Origin of the sequence: Streptomyces sp. NBC_00726 (assembly GCF_045161735.1) — a bacterium.
Classification (GTDB): domain Bacteria; phylum Actinomycetota; class Actinomycetes; order Streptomycetales; family Streptomycetaceae; genus Streptomyces.
In genome coordinates, this window is sequence record NZ_CP108983.1 from 1,953,189 (window position 1) to 1,967,691 (window position 14,503).

Annotated in this window: 10 protein-coding genes and 1 tRNA gene; 4 read left to right on the forward strand and 7 right to left on the reverse strand. The window is 73.3% G+C overall.

Features of this window, described 5'->3' with window-relative positions:
* Genes OG338_RS08710 through OG338_RS08720 form a run of 3 tightly spaced genes read left to right on the forward strand, consistent with a single transcriptional unit; the run spans position 1 to position 4,859 of the window.
* Positions 1-2,808, forward strand: a complete 2,808-nt coding sequence (locus OG338_RS08710) for an FtsX-like permease family protein (RefSeq protein WP_405936765.1) — start codon at positions 1-3, stop codon at positions 2,806-2,808.
* Positions 2,805-3,767: an ABC transporter ATP-binding protein gene (locus OG338_RS08715; protein WP_405936766.1), complete on the forward strand. Its 963-nt coding sequence runs from the start codon at positions 2,805-2,807 to the stop codon at positions 3,765-3,767. The genes OG338_RS08710 and OG338_RS08715 overlap by 4 nt, the downstream gene beginning before the upstream one ends.
* Before the next feature lie 42 nt (positions 3,768-3,809).
* The gene (locus tag OG338_RS08720) at positions 3,810-4,859 is read left to right on the forward strand and encodes a DUF2804 domain-containing protein (protein ID WP_405936767.1); all 1,050 of its coding nucleotides are present in this window, start codon (positions 3,810-3,812) and stop codon (positions 4,857-4,859) included.
* Between the two features lie 30 nt (positions 4,860-4,889).
* On the opposite strand, the gene OG338_RS08725 is transcribed toward OG338_RS08720, so the two are convergent.
* The 7 genes from OG338_RS08725 to OG338_RS08755 form a co-directional block, all read right to left on the reverse strand.
* A complete protein-coding gene (locus tag OG338_RS08725) occupies positions 4,890-5,576 on the reverse strand; it encodes a hypothetical protein (protein WP_405936768.1) in 687 nt (228 codons plus the stop codon).
* Positions 5,573-5,995, reverse strand: a complete 423-nt coding sequence (locus OG338_RS08730) for a thioesterase family protein (protein ID WP_026171908.1) — start codon at positions 5,993-5,995, stop codon at positions 5,573-5,575. The genes OG338_RS08725 and OG338_RS08730 overlap by 4 nt, the downstream gene beginning before the upstream one ends.
* Before the next feature lie 5 nt (positions 5,996-6,000).
* Positions 6,001-7,665, reverse strand: a complete 1,665-nt coding sequence (ettA, locus tag OG338_RS08735; protein ID WP_405936769.1) for an energy-dependent translational throttle protein EttA — start codon at positions 7,663-7,665, stop codon at positions 6,001-6,003.
* 216 nt (positions 7,666-7,881) lie between these two features.
* Positions 7,882-9,330, reverse strand: coding sequence for an LAETG motif-containing sortase-dependent surface protein (locus tag OG338_RS08740; RefSeq protein ID WP_405936770.1), 1,449 nt, complete (start codon positions 9,328-9,330; stop codon positions 7,882-7,884).
* Between the two features lie 211 nt (positions 9,331-9,541).
* The gene (locus tag OG338_RS08745) at positions 9,542-10,165 is read right to left on the reverse strand and encodes a single-stranded DNA-binding protein (protein ID WP_405936771.1); all 624 of its coding nucleotides are present in this window, start codon (positions 10,163-10,165) and stop codon (positions 9,542-9,544) included.
* Between the two features lie 100 nt (positions 10,166-10,265).
* On the reverse strand, positions 10,266-12,179 hold the full coding sequence (locus OG338_RS08750; RefSeq protein WP_405936772.1) for a GTPase: 1,914 nt from the start codon (positions 12,177-12,179) through the stop codon (positions 10,266-10,268).
* On the reverse strand, positions 12,176-13,828 hold the full coding sequence (locus OG338_RS08755) for a dynamin family protein (RefSeq protein WP_405940363.1): 1,653 nt from the start codon (positions 13,826-13,828) through the stop codon (positions 12,176-12,178). The genes OG338_RS08750 and OG338_RS08755 overlap by 4 nt, the downstream gene beginning before the upstream one ends.
* A 318-nt stretch (positions 13,829-14,146) precedes the next feature.
* Between OG338_RS08755 and OG338_RS08760 the strand changes: the two genes are divergently transcribed.
* Positions 14,147-14,219 (forward strand) — tRNA-Arg (locus OG338_RS08760).
* Positions 14,220-14,503 lie beyond the last annotated feature (284 nt).

Below are 14,503 nucleotides of genomic sequence, written 5' to 3' on the forward strand. Positions count from 1 at the left end.
ATGAGCATCCGGACCCCCCGCGCCGCGGCCCCCTGCGCCCCCTGGGTGCGCACCCGGCTGCGCACCGCGCCCGGCGCCGCCTGCGCGTTCGCGCTGCTGGTGCTGGTGACCGCGTTCCTCGCCGCCGCCTTCCCGCGCTCCGTCGACTCGTACGAGACGAAGGGGCTGCGCCACGACCTCGGCACGGCGACCCCGGCACACAGCGTGCTGGAGCTGAAGGGCCCCCAGCCCGGCCTGGAGCTGCGCCCGGCGGCACGCGAGCTCGCGGTGCGCGAGGACACCATGGCCTCCGTCCACACGCAGGTCCTGGAGCGGCTTCCGGCGCCGCTGCGCGCCGACCCCGCCGAATCGGCGTACGGGGTGCGCACCTCGACCCCGATCGCGGCCCGGGAGCCGTGGTTCCCGCGCCCGTTCGGCCTGGACCCGACTCTGACGTACATCACCCAGTCCGGGCTGTCCTCCCACGCCACCCTGCGCACCGGCAGCTGGCCGGCCACGCACGGCACGGTGTCCATGACCACCGGGGAGGTCGAGGCCGCCGTCACCGAGGAGACCGCGAAGGCGCTGCGGATCAAGGCCGGCGCGACCATCGCCGTCCCCACCCGGGGCGAGGACACCCTGACCGTACGGGTCACCGGCATCGTCGCCCCGAAGAACCCGGCGGGCTCCTACTGGTCGTCCGAGCCGCTGCTGCGGACGCCCTCGCTGGTCGCCAAGCCCACCAAGGACACGCCCCGCTACTACTGGATCGCCGCACTGCTGCTGCCGCCGGACGCCGCGCCCGCCCTGCTCGCCACCCCCGGGCAGCCCGAGCTGTACTGGCGGATCGCGCCGGACGTCTCGCACCTCACCGCACGGGACGTGCCGCGGCTGCGGACCTCGGTGGCGTCGCTGGAGGGCGGCCCGGGGCTGCTGGCCATGCGCGACGTGGCCGGTTCCACGGTGAACCTGGCGACGGACCTGGACGAGATCCTGACCGGGTACGACGGGATGCGGACCGCGATCCAGCCGGTCGTCACGGTCGCCGCCGTGGGCATCGGCGCGGTCGCCGTCGTCGTCCTGCTGATGACCGGCGGGCTGCTGGCCGGCCGCAGACACGCCGAACTCGCCCTGCTGCGGGCCCGGGGCGGCTCCCTGCGGGGCATCGGCGGCCGGCTCCTCGCCGAGACCGCGGTCACCGCGGTGCCCGCCGGGGCGCTGGGCCTGCTGCTCGCCGTGCTCACCGTGGACCGGGCCCGGCTGTGGCCCCCGGTGTGCGGCGCCGGCGCGGTCGTCGTCCTGGTCTGCGCCGTGCTCCCGCTGCACACCGCCCTGCGCCACCGCACCCCGCAGACCCACATCGGCCGGCACGACCTGGCGACCGCCCGCCCGTCCCGGCGGCGCACCGTCGCCGAACTCACCCTGCTCGTCCTGGCCGTCGGCGCGGTCTTCGCACTGCGCCGGCGCGGCACGGACGCCGGGGGCGGCACCGACCTGCTGGTCAGCGCCGCGCCGGTGCTGGTCGGGCTGATCGCGGCGGTGGTGCTGGTGCGGCTCTACCCGCTGCCGCTGCGCCTGGCGCTGCGCGCGGTGTCCCGGCTGCGCGGCGTGGTCGGCTTCCTGTCCCTGGCCCGGGCCGGCCGCACCTCGGCCGCCGCCACCCTGCCGCTGCTCGCCCTGCTGGTCGCGCTGACCACGGCCGCGTTCGGCGGTTCGGTGCTCGCGGGGGTCGCGGACGCCCGCGACGACGCCGCCGTCCTGGCCACCGGCGCGGACGCCCGGATCACCGGCGAGGCCGACTCCGCACCGCTGTCGGCCGGTCTGGTCCGGGCGGTGGAGAAGGCCGGCGGGGTACGCGGATCGGCCCGGGTACAGATCGAGTACGGGGTGGCCCTGCCGGCCCCGGACAACGGCACCCAGGACGCCAAGGGGACGACCCTGGTCGGCGTCGACCCCGCCACCTACGCCGCGCTGGCCCGCTCCACCGGGATCGGCCCGTTCTCCGCCGACCGGCTGCGGGCGAAGGGCGCGGCGGTCCGCGCGGGGACGGCGCCGGACGAGGACCGGGTCGTGCCGGCCCTGGTCTCGCCGTCCGTCGCCGAACGCCTCGGCGACCGGCCGCTCGCCCTCCGCTCGTTGGCCGGCACCTTCAAGGTGAGGGCCGCCGCCACGGTCACGCGTACACCCGCCGTGGACGGCAGCTCCTTCATCGTCGTGGACGCCGCCGCGTTCACCCACCGGCAGACCACGGCGCTGCTGCTGACCGGGGACGGCCTCGACGCGAAGGAACTGCGCGCGGCGGCCCGGCACTCGGGCGAGAAGGCCGCCGTACAGCTGCGCTCCGAGGAGCGGGCCACGTACGTCGACACCCCGATGCAGTCCGGGGCGGAGCGGATCTATCTGGCGGCGATCATCGCCGGCGCCGGATACGCCCTGCTCGCCGTCCTGCTCTCGCTGCTCCAGACCGCGCCGGAGCGCACCACCCTGCTGGCCCGGCTGCGCACCATGGGCCTGACCTCCCGGCAGGGCGGGCGGCTCCTGGGCTTCGAGGCCCTGCCGCAGGCGCTGCTCGCGGCCGGCGGCGGGCTGCTCGTCGGCTGGGCGACCATCGCCCTGCTGGCCCCGGGCGTGGACCTCGTACGCCTGGCACTCTCGTCCGGTCCCGGCACCGCCCTGCTGGACACCGCACCGCTGCGCACCGATCCGTGGTCGCTGGTCCTCCCTGCGCTCGGCGTCATCGTGCTGACCGGGGCGGTGGCCGGGGTGCAGGCGTGGTGGGCCGGCCGCCGCGGATCGATCACCGAACTCAGGGCAGGAGACTCCCGATGACGACGCCGTCGACCGATTCCACGCTGGCCGAGCTCGAACAGCGGGCCGCCGCCCGGCGCGACCGGCCCTCCTACGGCCATGACGCGCTGATCGCCTGCGACCGGCTGGTGCGCATCTTCACCACGGACGGGGTGGAGGTGCAGGCCCTCCAGGGGCTCGATCTGCTGGTGGAGGAGGGCGAGTTGCTGGCCCTGGTCGGCGCGTCCGGCAGCGGCAAGTCGACGCTGATGAACATCCTGGCGGGGCTGGACGAGCCGACGGCCGGGGCGGCGAAGGTGGCGGGCTGCGACCTGCTGTCCATGGGGCAGAAGGAACGCCTCCGCTACCGCCGGGACGTGGTCGGCTTCGTCTGGCAGCAGACCGCCCGCAATCTGCTGCCGTATCTCACCGCGATCCAGAACGTCACCCTGCCCATGCAGCTGCGCGGCCGGGGCCGGAGCCGCGAACGGGCCGCGCGCGCCGAGGCGTTGCTGAGGATGCTGGAGGTCGAGGACTGCCGCGACCGGCGCCCGCGGCAGATGTCGGGCGGCCAGCAGCAGCGGGTGGCCATCGCCGTCTCGCTCGCCAACTCCCCCTCGGTGCTGCTCGCCGACGAGCCGACCGGCGAACTCGACTCGGCCACCGGCGAGCAGGTCTTCGCCGCGTTCCGCCGCGCCAACGAGGAGCTGGGCACGACGATCGTGATCGTCACCCATGACCAGGCGGTCGCCGACGAGGTGCGGCGTACGGTCGCGATCCGCGACGGCCGCACGTCCTTCGAGGTGCTGCGCCGCACCGAGGTGGACGCGGCGACCGGCCAGGAGTCCCAGGTCGCCCGCGAGTACGCGATGCTCGACCGCGCCGGCCGGCTGCAACTGCCCGCCGACTACACCGAGGCGCTGGGCATGGAGCACCGGGTGATGCTGGAGCTGGAGCAGGACCACATCGGGGTGTGGCCGGACGGCCCGAAGGGCGGCTGACCGGCCCCGGGACGCGGTGTGACCGGCCGTTAGGATCCGGCCATGACGACGTTCGAACGCGAGATCACCGAGCCGGCCGACCTGTGCCTGCCGGACGGCCGCCTCGACCCGGCGGCGGTCGGCTGGTCGCGGACCCCGCTGCACCGCGCCAACCTGCGCGGCTGGGGCCGGACGAAGCGCTGGGAGTACTGGTGCGTGACGACGCCCACCCATCTGGTGGCGCTGACCGTCAGCGATCTGGACTTCCTCGCCCTGAACAGCGTCTACCTGCTGGAGTACGCGCCCGGCGGCCTTGAGCTGGAACGTACGGCGATCCTCCCCGCCGGTCTCGGCGCCCGCCTGCCCGACACGGTGGCCGGCTCCCCCGGCGCCCCGGACGTGGTGACGGGCCCGGCGCGCCCGACGGGCGGCAAGGTGCGCGTGGAGATCCGCGACGAGCCCGGCGGCACCCGGCTGCGGGCCCGCTGTCTGACCCCGGAGCGGGTGCCGGTGGAGGTGGACCTCCTGGTCGCCCGCCCGGCGGACCACGAATCGCTCTCGGTGGTCGTCCCGTGGGACAGCCGGCGCTTCCAGTACACCTCCAAGCAGACCGCGCTGCCCGCGTCCGGCCGGGTCCGGGTGGGCGGCGAGTTCCTGGACTTCGACGGGGACGACACCTGGGCCGTCCTGGACCACGGCCGGGGCCGCTGGCCGCGTACGGTCCGCTGGAACTGGGGCGCCGCGTCCGGCCGCACCGACGGGCACACCCTGGGCGTCCAGCTCGGCGGGCAGTGGACGCTGGGCACCGGCGCCACGGAGAACGCGCTCTGCGTGGACGGCCGGCTCAGCAAGATCGGCGAGGAGCTGGACTGGCGCTGGTCCGCCGCGGAACCGCTCCGTCCGTGGACGGTCCGCACCCCGCTGACCGGGCAGGTCGACCTGACGTTCACCCCGTTCCACAACCGCCGGGTCCGCACCGAGGCGGGGGTGCTGGCCAACCGCACCGACCAGCTGTTCGGCCATTACGACGGCACGGTGCGCGCGGACGACGGGACGCGGATCGCGGTGGAGCGGCTGCTGGGGTGGGCGGAGGATGTGCGGATGCGGTGGTGAGCGGGCCTTTACGGCGTAAAGGCCCGGCTTTCAGCCGTTCACGGAGACCGCGAGGTTCCCCAGGCCGCCCGCCGCGCCGGCCCGGCGCAGGGCGACGGAGCCGTACGGGGTGCGCAGGCGCAGCCAGCTGCCGGCCGCCAGGAGGGCGACCGGGAAGGCGGGGTCGGCGCGCAGGAAGCCGAGGGACTGCGCGGCGTGCACCGCGCGCAGCGGGAGTTCGGTGCTCGCGAGGGTGCGCGACCAGATGTCGTGGCCGATGCGGTCCCGCTCCTCGCGGGTGCGCCGGTCCTCGGGCAGCGCCTCGTCGCGGTCCCGGAATTCGGTGACGGCGGCGGTGAGCGCGGCGCGCAGGGCGACGGGTCCGGGCAGCCCGGGCCGCTCCCGCCAGCCGGCGCGCGGCGGGAGGACACCGGCCCAGGGCGGTCCGGTGACCGGCGCGGGCAGGACGGCGGCGCCCGGTCCCTCCTCGGGCAGGGCTTCCAGGAGGTCGCCGGCCGACACGGTGACGTCGAGGTCGTACGGGTCGGCGAGCCGGGCCGTGCGGATCGCCAGCACGTCGAAGGACGGCGGCCTGCCGAACACGGCGAGCGCGCCGCCGCCCGCCTGGAGGCGTACGGCGGCGGCACGGTCGTAGTGAAGCAGCCGCCCGAGGAAGGCGCCGAGATCGGCGGCCTCCCTCGCGTCGGCGAACCGCAGCGACTGTACGGACACGGTCATACCGCGGCGGGCTCCTCGGCCAGATACTCCTGGAGGAACCGCTTCTCCTCCGGGGAGATGCGCCGGGGGCGCTCGGCGGCCAGGTCGTAGGGCACGACGACGGTCGACGCGCGTACGTAGACCTGGTCCGGGTCCTTGATCTCGTAGGCGATCGTCAGGGACGCGGCGCCTATCTTCGTGACCCAGGACTCGACGGTCACCGGCCGGTGCCGGTGGACCAGGGGCCGCACGTAGTCGATCTCGTGCCGCGCCACGACGGAGCCGCCCGCGAAGGACGGCGAGCCGTCCCCCGGCGCCAGCCGGAACATGAAGTCGATCCGCGCCTCCTCCAGATAGCGGAGGAAGACCACGTTGTTGACGTGGCCGAAGGCGTCCATGTCCGACCAGCGCAGCGGGCAGCTGTAGATGTGACGAGCCAAGACGATCAGCCTCGCGTGAGCTTCTTGTACGTGGCGCGGTGCGGGCGGGCCGCGTCCGGGCCGAGGCGGTCGATCTTGTTCTTCTCGTACGACTCGAAGTTGCCCTCGAACCAGTACCACTTGGAGTCGCCCTCGTACGCCAGGATGTGCGTGGCGACGCGGTCCAGGAACCAGCGGTCGTGGGAGATGACCACGGCCGCGCCCGGGAACTCCAGCAGCGCGTTCTCCAGCGAGGACAGGGTCTCGACGTCGAGGTCGTTGGTGGGCTCGTCGAGGAGCAGCAGGTTGCCGCCCTCCTTGAGCGTGAGCGCCAGGTTGAGGCGGTTGCGCTCACCACCGGAGAGGACCCCGGCCGGCTTCTGCTGGTCCGGGCCCTTGAAGCCGAAGGCGGAGACGTACGCCCGCGAGGGCATCTCGACCTGGCCGACGTTGATGTAGTCCAGCTCGTCCGAGACGACGGCCCAGAGGGTCTTCTTCGGGTCGATGTTGGCGCGGGACTGGTCGACGTAGCTGATCTTGACGGTCTCGCCGACCTTGATGGAGCCGCTGTCCGGCGTCTCCAGGCCCTGGATCATCTTGAACAGCGTGGTCTTGCCGGCGCCGTTCGGGCCGATGACGCCGACGATGCCGTTGCGCGGCAGCGTGAACGACAGGTCCTCGATGAGGACCTTGTCGCCGAACGCCTTCGACAGGTTCTCGACCTCGACCACGATGGAACCGAGGCGCGGCCCCGGCGGGATCTGGATCTCCTCGAAGTCCAGCTTCCGCATCTTGTCCGCCTCGGCGGCCATCTCCTCGTACCGGGCGAGACGGGCCTTGGACTTGGTCTGGCGCCCCTTGGCGTTGGACCGCACCCACTCCAGCTCTTCCTTGAGCCGCTTCTGGCGCTTCTCGTCCTTGCGGCCCTCGACCTTGAGGCGGGCGGCCTTCTTGTCGAGGTACGTGGAGTAGTTGCCCTCGTACGGGAGCGCGCGGCCGCGGTCCAGTTCGAGAATCCACTCGGCGACGTTGTTGAGGAAGTAGCGGTCGTGGGTGACGGCGACCACGGCGCCCGCGTACTTGGAGAGGTGCTGCTCCAGCCAGTTCACCGACTCGGCGTCGAGGTGGTTGGTGGGCTCGTCGAGGAGCAGCAGGTCGGGCGCCTCGATGAGGAGCTTGCAGAGCGCGACGCGGCGCTTCTCGCCACCGGAGAGGTTGACCACGGGCCAGTCGCCGGGCGGGCAGCCCAGGGCGTCCATGGCCTGCTCCAGCTGGGCGTCCAGGTCCCACGCGTTGGCGTGGTCCAGGTCCTCCTGGAGCTTGCCCATCTCGTCCATGAGCGCGTCGGAGTAGTCGGTCGCCATCAGCTCGGCGACCTCGTTGAAGCGCTTGAGCTTGCCCATGGTCTCGGCGGCGCCGTCCTGCACGTTCTCCAGGACCGTCTTGCTCTCGTCCAGCTCCGGCTCCTGCATGAGGATGCCGACGCTGAAGCCGGGCGACAGGAACGCGTCACCGTTGGACGGCTGCTCCAGACCCGCCATGATCTTCAGCACCGTGGACTTACCGGCACCGTTGGGCCCCACGACACCGATCTTCGCGCCGGGCAGGAAGTTCAGGTTGACGTCATCGAGAATCACCTTGTCGCCGTGCGCTTTGCGCGTCTTGCGCATGGTGTAGATGTACTCAGCCAAGAGAAACCGTCCGGCAATCGATGTGTGGGCAGATACACCCCATCTTGCCTGACGGCCGCCGCTTGACGGAAACCGGTCCGGTGCGCGATACCCACGGTCCGGGTCCCGGTACGTGCGGGCCGGGCGGGGTGGTGCGGCGGGGGTACGCGAAGGCCCCGGCGGGCTGGTGCCTGCCGGGGCCTTCGGTCAGTGCGTGTGGCGGTGTGCTACCGCTGGTCACTCACTGGCGGTGCCGCCCTTGCGGCGAAGGAGCACGACCGCGCCGCCGCCGACGACGACCAGGGCGATGGCGATGCCCGCGATCATCGGGGTGGCGCTGGAGCTGCCGGTCTCGGCGAGGTTGGTGTCGTCGCCGCCCGAGGTGCTGCCGCCGGCCGTGGCCGTGGTCGGGGTGGGCTCGTCACCGGTCTGGGTGTCCGTGCCGCCGGTGCCGCTGCCGGTGGTCTTGCAGTCCAGGACGCCCTTGAAGGTCTTGGAGAAGCCGTTCGGCCCGGTGACCGTGATGTCGTACGCCTGGTCCTCGGCGACCGGGACCGTGACGGTCACGGTCTTGCCGGCCTCGACGGTGTGCTCCTTGCCGTCGAGCTCGAAGGTGAACGACTCGTCGCCCTTGTTGCCGACGGTGATGTCGACGCCGCCCTTGTCGCAGTTCTTCTCGGCGGTGGCGGTCGGGATCGGGCCCTGCTTGGCCCAGGTGGCGGTGGCGGTCGCGGAGACCGTCGACTCGCTGGAGCCGGCCAGGATCTGGGTCTGGCTCTTGGTGACCCCGGCGAAGGCGCGACCGACCGGGACGGAGGTGGACGCCTGGACGGTCAGCGAGGCGGTGCCCTCCTCGGAGCCGGCGGGCACGTCGAAGTAGAGCTGGTCGCCGTCGGCCGCCGTGGTGACGGGCTTGCCCGCCTTGTCGGTGACCTTCACGCCGCTGGCGGTGTCCGCCGGCGGGGTCACCGTGGCCTGGCCGGCGTTGGTGTGGACGGTGACCGGGCCGAGGCGCTCACCGGAGCGGCCGGAGACCGCGACCGGGTCGAGCGCCAGGGACGCCTTGGGCTCGGCGGTGTCGGTGGCGGAGTCCTCCAGCCAGTCCGCGAGCTTCTCCGCCTGCTCGTCCTGGGCGGTCACGTCGGCGTGGTCGGAGAACCGCCAGATCGCGACCTGGGTGCCGGCCGCCGCGGTCTTCTCGGTGAGCGGCCCGGTCTTGGCGGCCTCCGCGAGCTTCGCGAGGTCGTTCACCTGCGGGTAGGAGTGCTGGAGGATCCAGAGGATCTTGCCGGCGTCGTTGTTGCCGCCGAGCGAGGTCTGGTCCCAGGGGGTCTCCAGGTACTTCGCCCGGTCCTGGGTCGGGTTGTGGATGTCGATGCAGTACGTCTTGAGCGTGCCGCCGCCGTCGACGTTCATCTCGAACAGACCCGCGGACACCTTGCGCGTCCGGCCGCCGTCGTGCAGGAGGGCGGTGTCATAGGTCTTGAGGCCGTCCAGTACGGCGGTGGCCCCGCCCTGGTGCGCGGGCACCTCGTCGGCCGTCGCGGTGCCGGCGCCGACGAGGGCTCCGGCCACGACCAGGCCGGACGCCATCGCGGAAGCGGTCAGCCGGGCTATGCGCCCGCGCCGTGCGGTCGGGGCCGTCGCCTTGGAAGACGAAGCGGTCGCTGAAGAAGCAGAAAACACTTATTTCCCCTCTGGGCGAGACCCTCGCGCCCGGTACGCGTGTGGGGATTGTCCCGCCTGCTACTCAAGTGCCGTGTGAGTACGGGGAGATCCTATGGAGCAAGCCAAGAACAGTCCCCCGTCATACCATCCGACAACCATTCCGAATCGCAATCGTTATCCCGGGCAACGCGCGTCCCGTTGCGACCCCCCGCCCCGGCACGCTTGGTCGTCACGCGGTGACCAGATCGGAGTCGGGCTTCCGGGGTGCCGCGCCGTCCTTCTGACGTGCCGTCCGCCGCCGCACCGGCGTCCGCTCCCGCGCCGGCACCTCCTCCGACGCCTCCGCACCGCCCGCCGGTTCACCCCCGCCCACCGCTCCGCCCGCGCCCACCGGCTCCCCGGCCACCGGCCGTTCCGGCGCCTCCCGCACCGCCCACGGATCGGCCCCCGCCGCGACCGGCGCCGGGCCGTACCGCGAGGTCAGCCCCGGCTCGCCCCTCACCACCCGGCGGAACGCCGCCGTGCCCCGGGTCAGATCGTGGCCCACCGCCACCGCCTCGATGTCCACGAAGGTCCGGCGCTGTCCCTCCAGCTCCTCCTCGCGCACCTTCAGCCTGCCGTGCACCACCAGCGGCTCCCCCACCGCGACCGAGCCCGTCAGATTCATGGCCAGCGTGCGCCACGCCCACACGGTGTAGAAGCTCGTGTGCCCGTCGGCCCAAACCTCCTTCACCCGGTCCCACCGCCGGGGCGTCACCGCGAACCTGAACCGGGCCATGCCCCCGCTCGCCGTCTCCCGGAACTCCACCGCCGTCGCCGCGTTTCCCACCAGCGTCACCAGGGTCTCGTTCATGACTCCGCCTCCCCTTCACCCGGATCCCGTGGCCGCGCCATGTGCGCGGTCACCGGTCCCATGCTGGAGGGGAGGCGGAAATCCTGCCGGGGGCTGTGGACTAACGGCCCGTTGTGGAAAACTCCGTCACCGTCACATAGCGTTCCCGCACTTCGCGGTAGCGCATCAGCTCCGCCGCGACCGGGTCGAGCACCCGGGCCCGCCCGCAGGCCGCCGCCGCCTCGCGCAACCGCCGTTCGGCCTCCTGCCCGTACCGCCGGGCCGGCCCCCGGGCCGCCACCGCGCACGACCACTCGACGAGCGGGCCGCCCACGATGCCGCCGAGCATCACCAGGGCGGGCGTCAGCAACCCCGGCTCCAGCACCCCGATGATCTGGCCGGCCAGCCACAGGCCGCCGAAGATCTGCAACAGCGTCATCGCGACCTGCGCCAGCACCGCCGCCGGCCACCACGCGGGACGCGGCGGCTTCCCTGCCGCGCGCCCGACCCGGCCCTCAACAGCGCCGCCGGGCAGAGCCGCGCCTCCCGTGGCAGGCGCACCGGCGTCCGGCTCGCCGGACACCCGCCCCGCCAGTTCGTCCAGCGCGTCCGGCAGGCCCTTCGCGCCGTGCACCGCGGCCTCCCGCACCGCCTGCGCCCAGGGGCCGGGCAGTCCGGCCGCGGCGTCGTCCGCGACCGTGCGCACGGCCTGCTCGACGCGCTGGCGTGCGGTGAGCCGTTCCTCGGGCGGGGCGGCGAGCGGGACCCGGTCCCGGCTGCCGGGCTGCCGGGTGGTCTCGTACCAGCGCCACAGCCGCAGCCACGGCGTGCCGCAGGCCCGTCCGGCGTTGCGGCGCCACTCGCGCTCGGCCGCCTGGCCCGCCGCCGCCGCGCCCACGGCCTCCGCGAGCCGGTCCGTGAACTCCTCCCGGGCCCGCTCCCCCAGACCCGGCCGCCCCTCGGCGACGTACACCGGGCGGAGCCTGGCCGCCGCCGCGTCCACATCGGCGGACAGGCGACGGGTGGCCGCCGTGCGGTCCTGGACGAACCGGCCCAGCAGCTCGCGCAGTTCACCGACGCCCTCGCCGGTGAGGGCGGACAGCGGCAGGACAGTCGCGCCGGGCTCGCCGTGCTCGCCGAGCGCCATGCCGTCCTCGTCCAGCAGCCTGCGCAGATCGTCCAGGACCTGGTCGGCGGCCTCGCCCGGGAGCCGGTCGATCTGGTTGAGCACGACGAAGGTGACCTCGGCGTGGCCGGCGAGGGGGCGCAGATAGCGTTCGTGCAGGGCGGCGTCCGCGTATTTCTCCGGGTCCACCACCCAGATCACCGCGTCGACCAGCGCGAGCACCCGGTCCACCTGGTCGCGGTGGCCCTTCGCCGCCGAGTCGTGGTCGGGCAGGTCGACCAGGACCAGGCCCTGAAGCGCCTCGTCGGCCGCCGCGCCCGGTGCCGGCCTGCGCCGGAGCCGGCCGGGCACGGCGAGGCGGTCCAGCAGTCCGGCGGCCCCGTCGGTCCAGGAGCAGGCGAGCGGGGACGAGGTGGTGGGGCGGCGCAGGCCGGTCTCGGAGAGCGGGGCGCCGGCCAGCGCGTTGAAGAGGGCCGACTTCCCGCTGCCGCTGGCCCCGGCGATGGCGACGACGGTGTGCCGGGAGGAGAGCCGCTGCCGGGCCGCCGCCTCGTCCAGCACCCGGCCCGCCTCGGCGAGCGCGGCCCGGTCCAGGCGGGCGCGGGAGAGGCCGACGAGTTCGCGCAGGGCGTCCAGCCGGGGCCGGAGCGGACTGCCGGAGTCCACATACGCCTCGACCTGCGGCCGCCCGTCGTCCTCTTCCTCCTCGGGGGCCTCGTCCGGGGTCTGTCCGGCCTCCTTCCGGGCGGCCTGCGCCCGCCGCGCGATCAGCCCGTCGTCCCAGCCGGTGCCGGAGCGGGAGGGGCCGGAGGGGGCGGCGCCGGAGCGGGAGGGGCCGGTGCTGGAGGGGTCGGACAGTTGCTCCCCGGTCCCGCCCTGCCCCGGGTTCTCGTCAGTGACGGCAGTCATCGCTGCCACCTCTCCTTCTGCAATAGGGACAGCGCGGCGATGAGTTCGGCCTGTGGCTCGGGGGCCACGTCGAGGGCGTCCAGGGGGGCGAGCCGCCGGTCGCGTTCGCCGTTCAGCACGTGGTCGAGGCAGTTGGTGAGCAGCGCGCCGCCCTTGTCGCGCAGCCGCAGCGCGCCCTGCGCCCCCATGCGTTCGGCGAGTTGTTCGCCGGCGGTGCGGGCGCGGCGTCCGCCGAGCAGGGCGGCGGCCAGCAGGGCGGCGACGGTCTCGGGGTCCGGGGCGGTGTTGCGCTCCATCAGGCGCAGTTCCTCCTCGGCCAGTTCTTCGAGGATGCGGCGCCATCTGCGTACGGTCATGTCGATCCGGCCCCGGATGTCCTCGGCCGGTCCCCAGCCGCCCTCCTCGCGGCCCGCCGCCTCGAAGGCGAAGGCCGTGGCGGCGGGTTCCCTGCGCCAGACGGCGCGGATCTGCTCGTCGGCGGCGGCGACGCCGCACTCCAGGAGCGCGGCCAGGCTCTCGACCAGCGCGTCGAGGACTTCGTCGGAGGTGCTGTACGTGGGGTAGCCGCGCCACCTGGTCCGGGCGTCGCCGGCGAGCGCGCCGCCGTTCTTCAGCCTGCGCCGGAGCCGGGCGCCCTCCTTCCCGTACGCCTCCTCGACCACACCCGTGAGCCGTACGGCGGCGGCGTACTGCGCGGCGACGGCTCCGGCGAGCGCGGGCATCCGGACGTCGAGGGAGTCGATGACGCCGGCGGCGGTCCGGCCGACGGCCTGCTGGCGGGCGGCCGGGTCCTGGGCCCGGTGCGCGAGCCAGGCGCGGAGCGGGGCGACTGCGGTGGTGGGCAGCAGGCCGCTGCCGCCGCCCGCCGATTCGGGCAGTTCGGGGATGGTGAACCGGGGCACCTCGCCGAGCCCGGCCTTGGTGAGCAGCGCTCCGTACTGGCGGGAGACCTCGGTGATCACCTGGTGCGGGACGCGGTCCAGGACGGTGACGAGCGAGGCATTGTACTCCTTGGCGGTACGCAGCAGATGCCAGGGCACGGCGTCGGCGTACCGGGAGGCCGTCGTGACCATGACCCAGATGTCGGCGGCGCAGATGAGTTCGGCGGCCAGGACCCGGTTGCGGACGACGAGGGAGTCGATGTCGGGGGCGTCGAGCAGGGCGAGCCCGCGGGGCAGTCCGGGGGCGGTCTCGACGCGCAGCGCGGTGCCCTCCCCGGCCGCGTGGCCGTCGGGTCCGTCGAGGTCGTCGCACTGGCCGGGCTCCGCGTACTCCTCGGGCGGCAACCAGACCCGGGTGAGCTGCGGCAGCACCCGTACGCCCGTGAACCAGTGCTGGTCGTCCGGGTGGCAGACGAGGACGGGCGTGCGGGTGGTGGGCCGCAGCACCCCGGCCTCGCTGACCCGGCGCCCCACCAGGGAATTGACGAGCGTCGACTTGCCGGCGCCGGTCGAGCCGCCGATGACGGCGAGCAGCGGCGCCTCGGGGTCCTTGAGCCGGGGCAGCAGATAGTCGTCCAGCTGGGCGAGCAGCTCGGTCCTGGTCTGCCTGGCGCGGGCGGCGCCCGGGAGCGGGAGTGGGAGACGCACGGCGGCGACACGGTCGCGCAGGGCGGAGAGTGCGTCGATGAGCTGAGGCCGTACGTCCAAGGTCACCACATGCGAAGAATGCCCAATTTTGGAGCCTTTTTGAAGCGTATAGCCACCTCTGCGCGCCGGTTCCTCCGTCCGGACAGAGGGGATGAGTGGGGCGCAGGCATAACGAGTGCACAACACCCGTGGCGTGAAGCGTCAAAAGCGGTGCGTGATCCGGGCCTACCTGCGATTATCGTCTCGCTTCACCGAACCTCCACATCGTGCCACGCAGGTGAAGCAACGAGGTCGAGCCGATCGGAGCCCTATCCTTGACCCGGCAAGGTCACGGACCGCCCGGGTCCCGGGGCTCCTGACCACCGCAGCCACCACCCGGCCCCCGTAGCTCAGTGGATAGAGCAGGTGCCTTCTAAGCACTTGGCCGCAGGTTCGAGTCCTGCCGGGGGCGCACGTTTGTGCAGGTCAGAGGCCATTTTCAGCCCTCCGCAAGATCACTTGCGGAGGGCTTTTTCGTTGCCCAGGAGCGCACTTTGCCCGGTTTTCCACCCTCTTCTTGAGCTCCTCGTCCCACATACGTCCCCCAGTTCGGAAGGCGTCCCACGGTCTGCCCGCAGCCGCATGAGAGTAATACCTGTTCAGAGCCATTCTGACGGCCCTTCGGGTTCACACAGAGCGGGCGTCAAAGCGGCGCCTGCTCTGTTCGTGATCGCTGACTCAAGCTGCTTCACCTCG

Excerpts from the sequence above, each read along its gene's own strand:
- OG338_RS08710 (WP_405936765.1), top strand. The coding sequence starts at position 1 with ATGAGCATCCGGACCCCCCGCGCCGCGGCCCCCTGCGCCCCCTGGGTG.
- OG338_RS08715 (WP_405936766.1), top strand. The coding sequence starts at position 2,805 with ATGACGACGCCGTCGACCGATTCCACGCTGGCCGAGCTCGAACAGCGG.
- OG338_RS08720 (WP_405936767.1), top strand. The coding sequence starts at position 3,810 with ATGACGACGTTCGAACGCGAGATCACCGAGCCGGCCGACCTGTGCCTG.
- OG338_RS08725 (WP_405936768.1), bottom strand. The coding sequence starts at position 5,576 with ATGACCGTGTCCGTACAGTCGCTGCGGTTCGCCGACGCGAGGGAGGCC.
- OG338_RS08745 (WP_405936771.1), bottom strand. The coding sequence starts at position 10,165 with ATGAACGAGACCCTGGTGACGCTGGTGGGAAACGCGGCGACGGCGGTG.
- OG338_RS08750 (WP_405936772.1), bottom strand. The coding sequence starts at position 12,179 with ATGACTGCCGTCACTGACGAGAACCCGGGGCAGGGCGGGACCGGGGAG.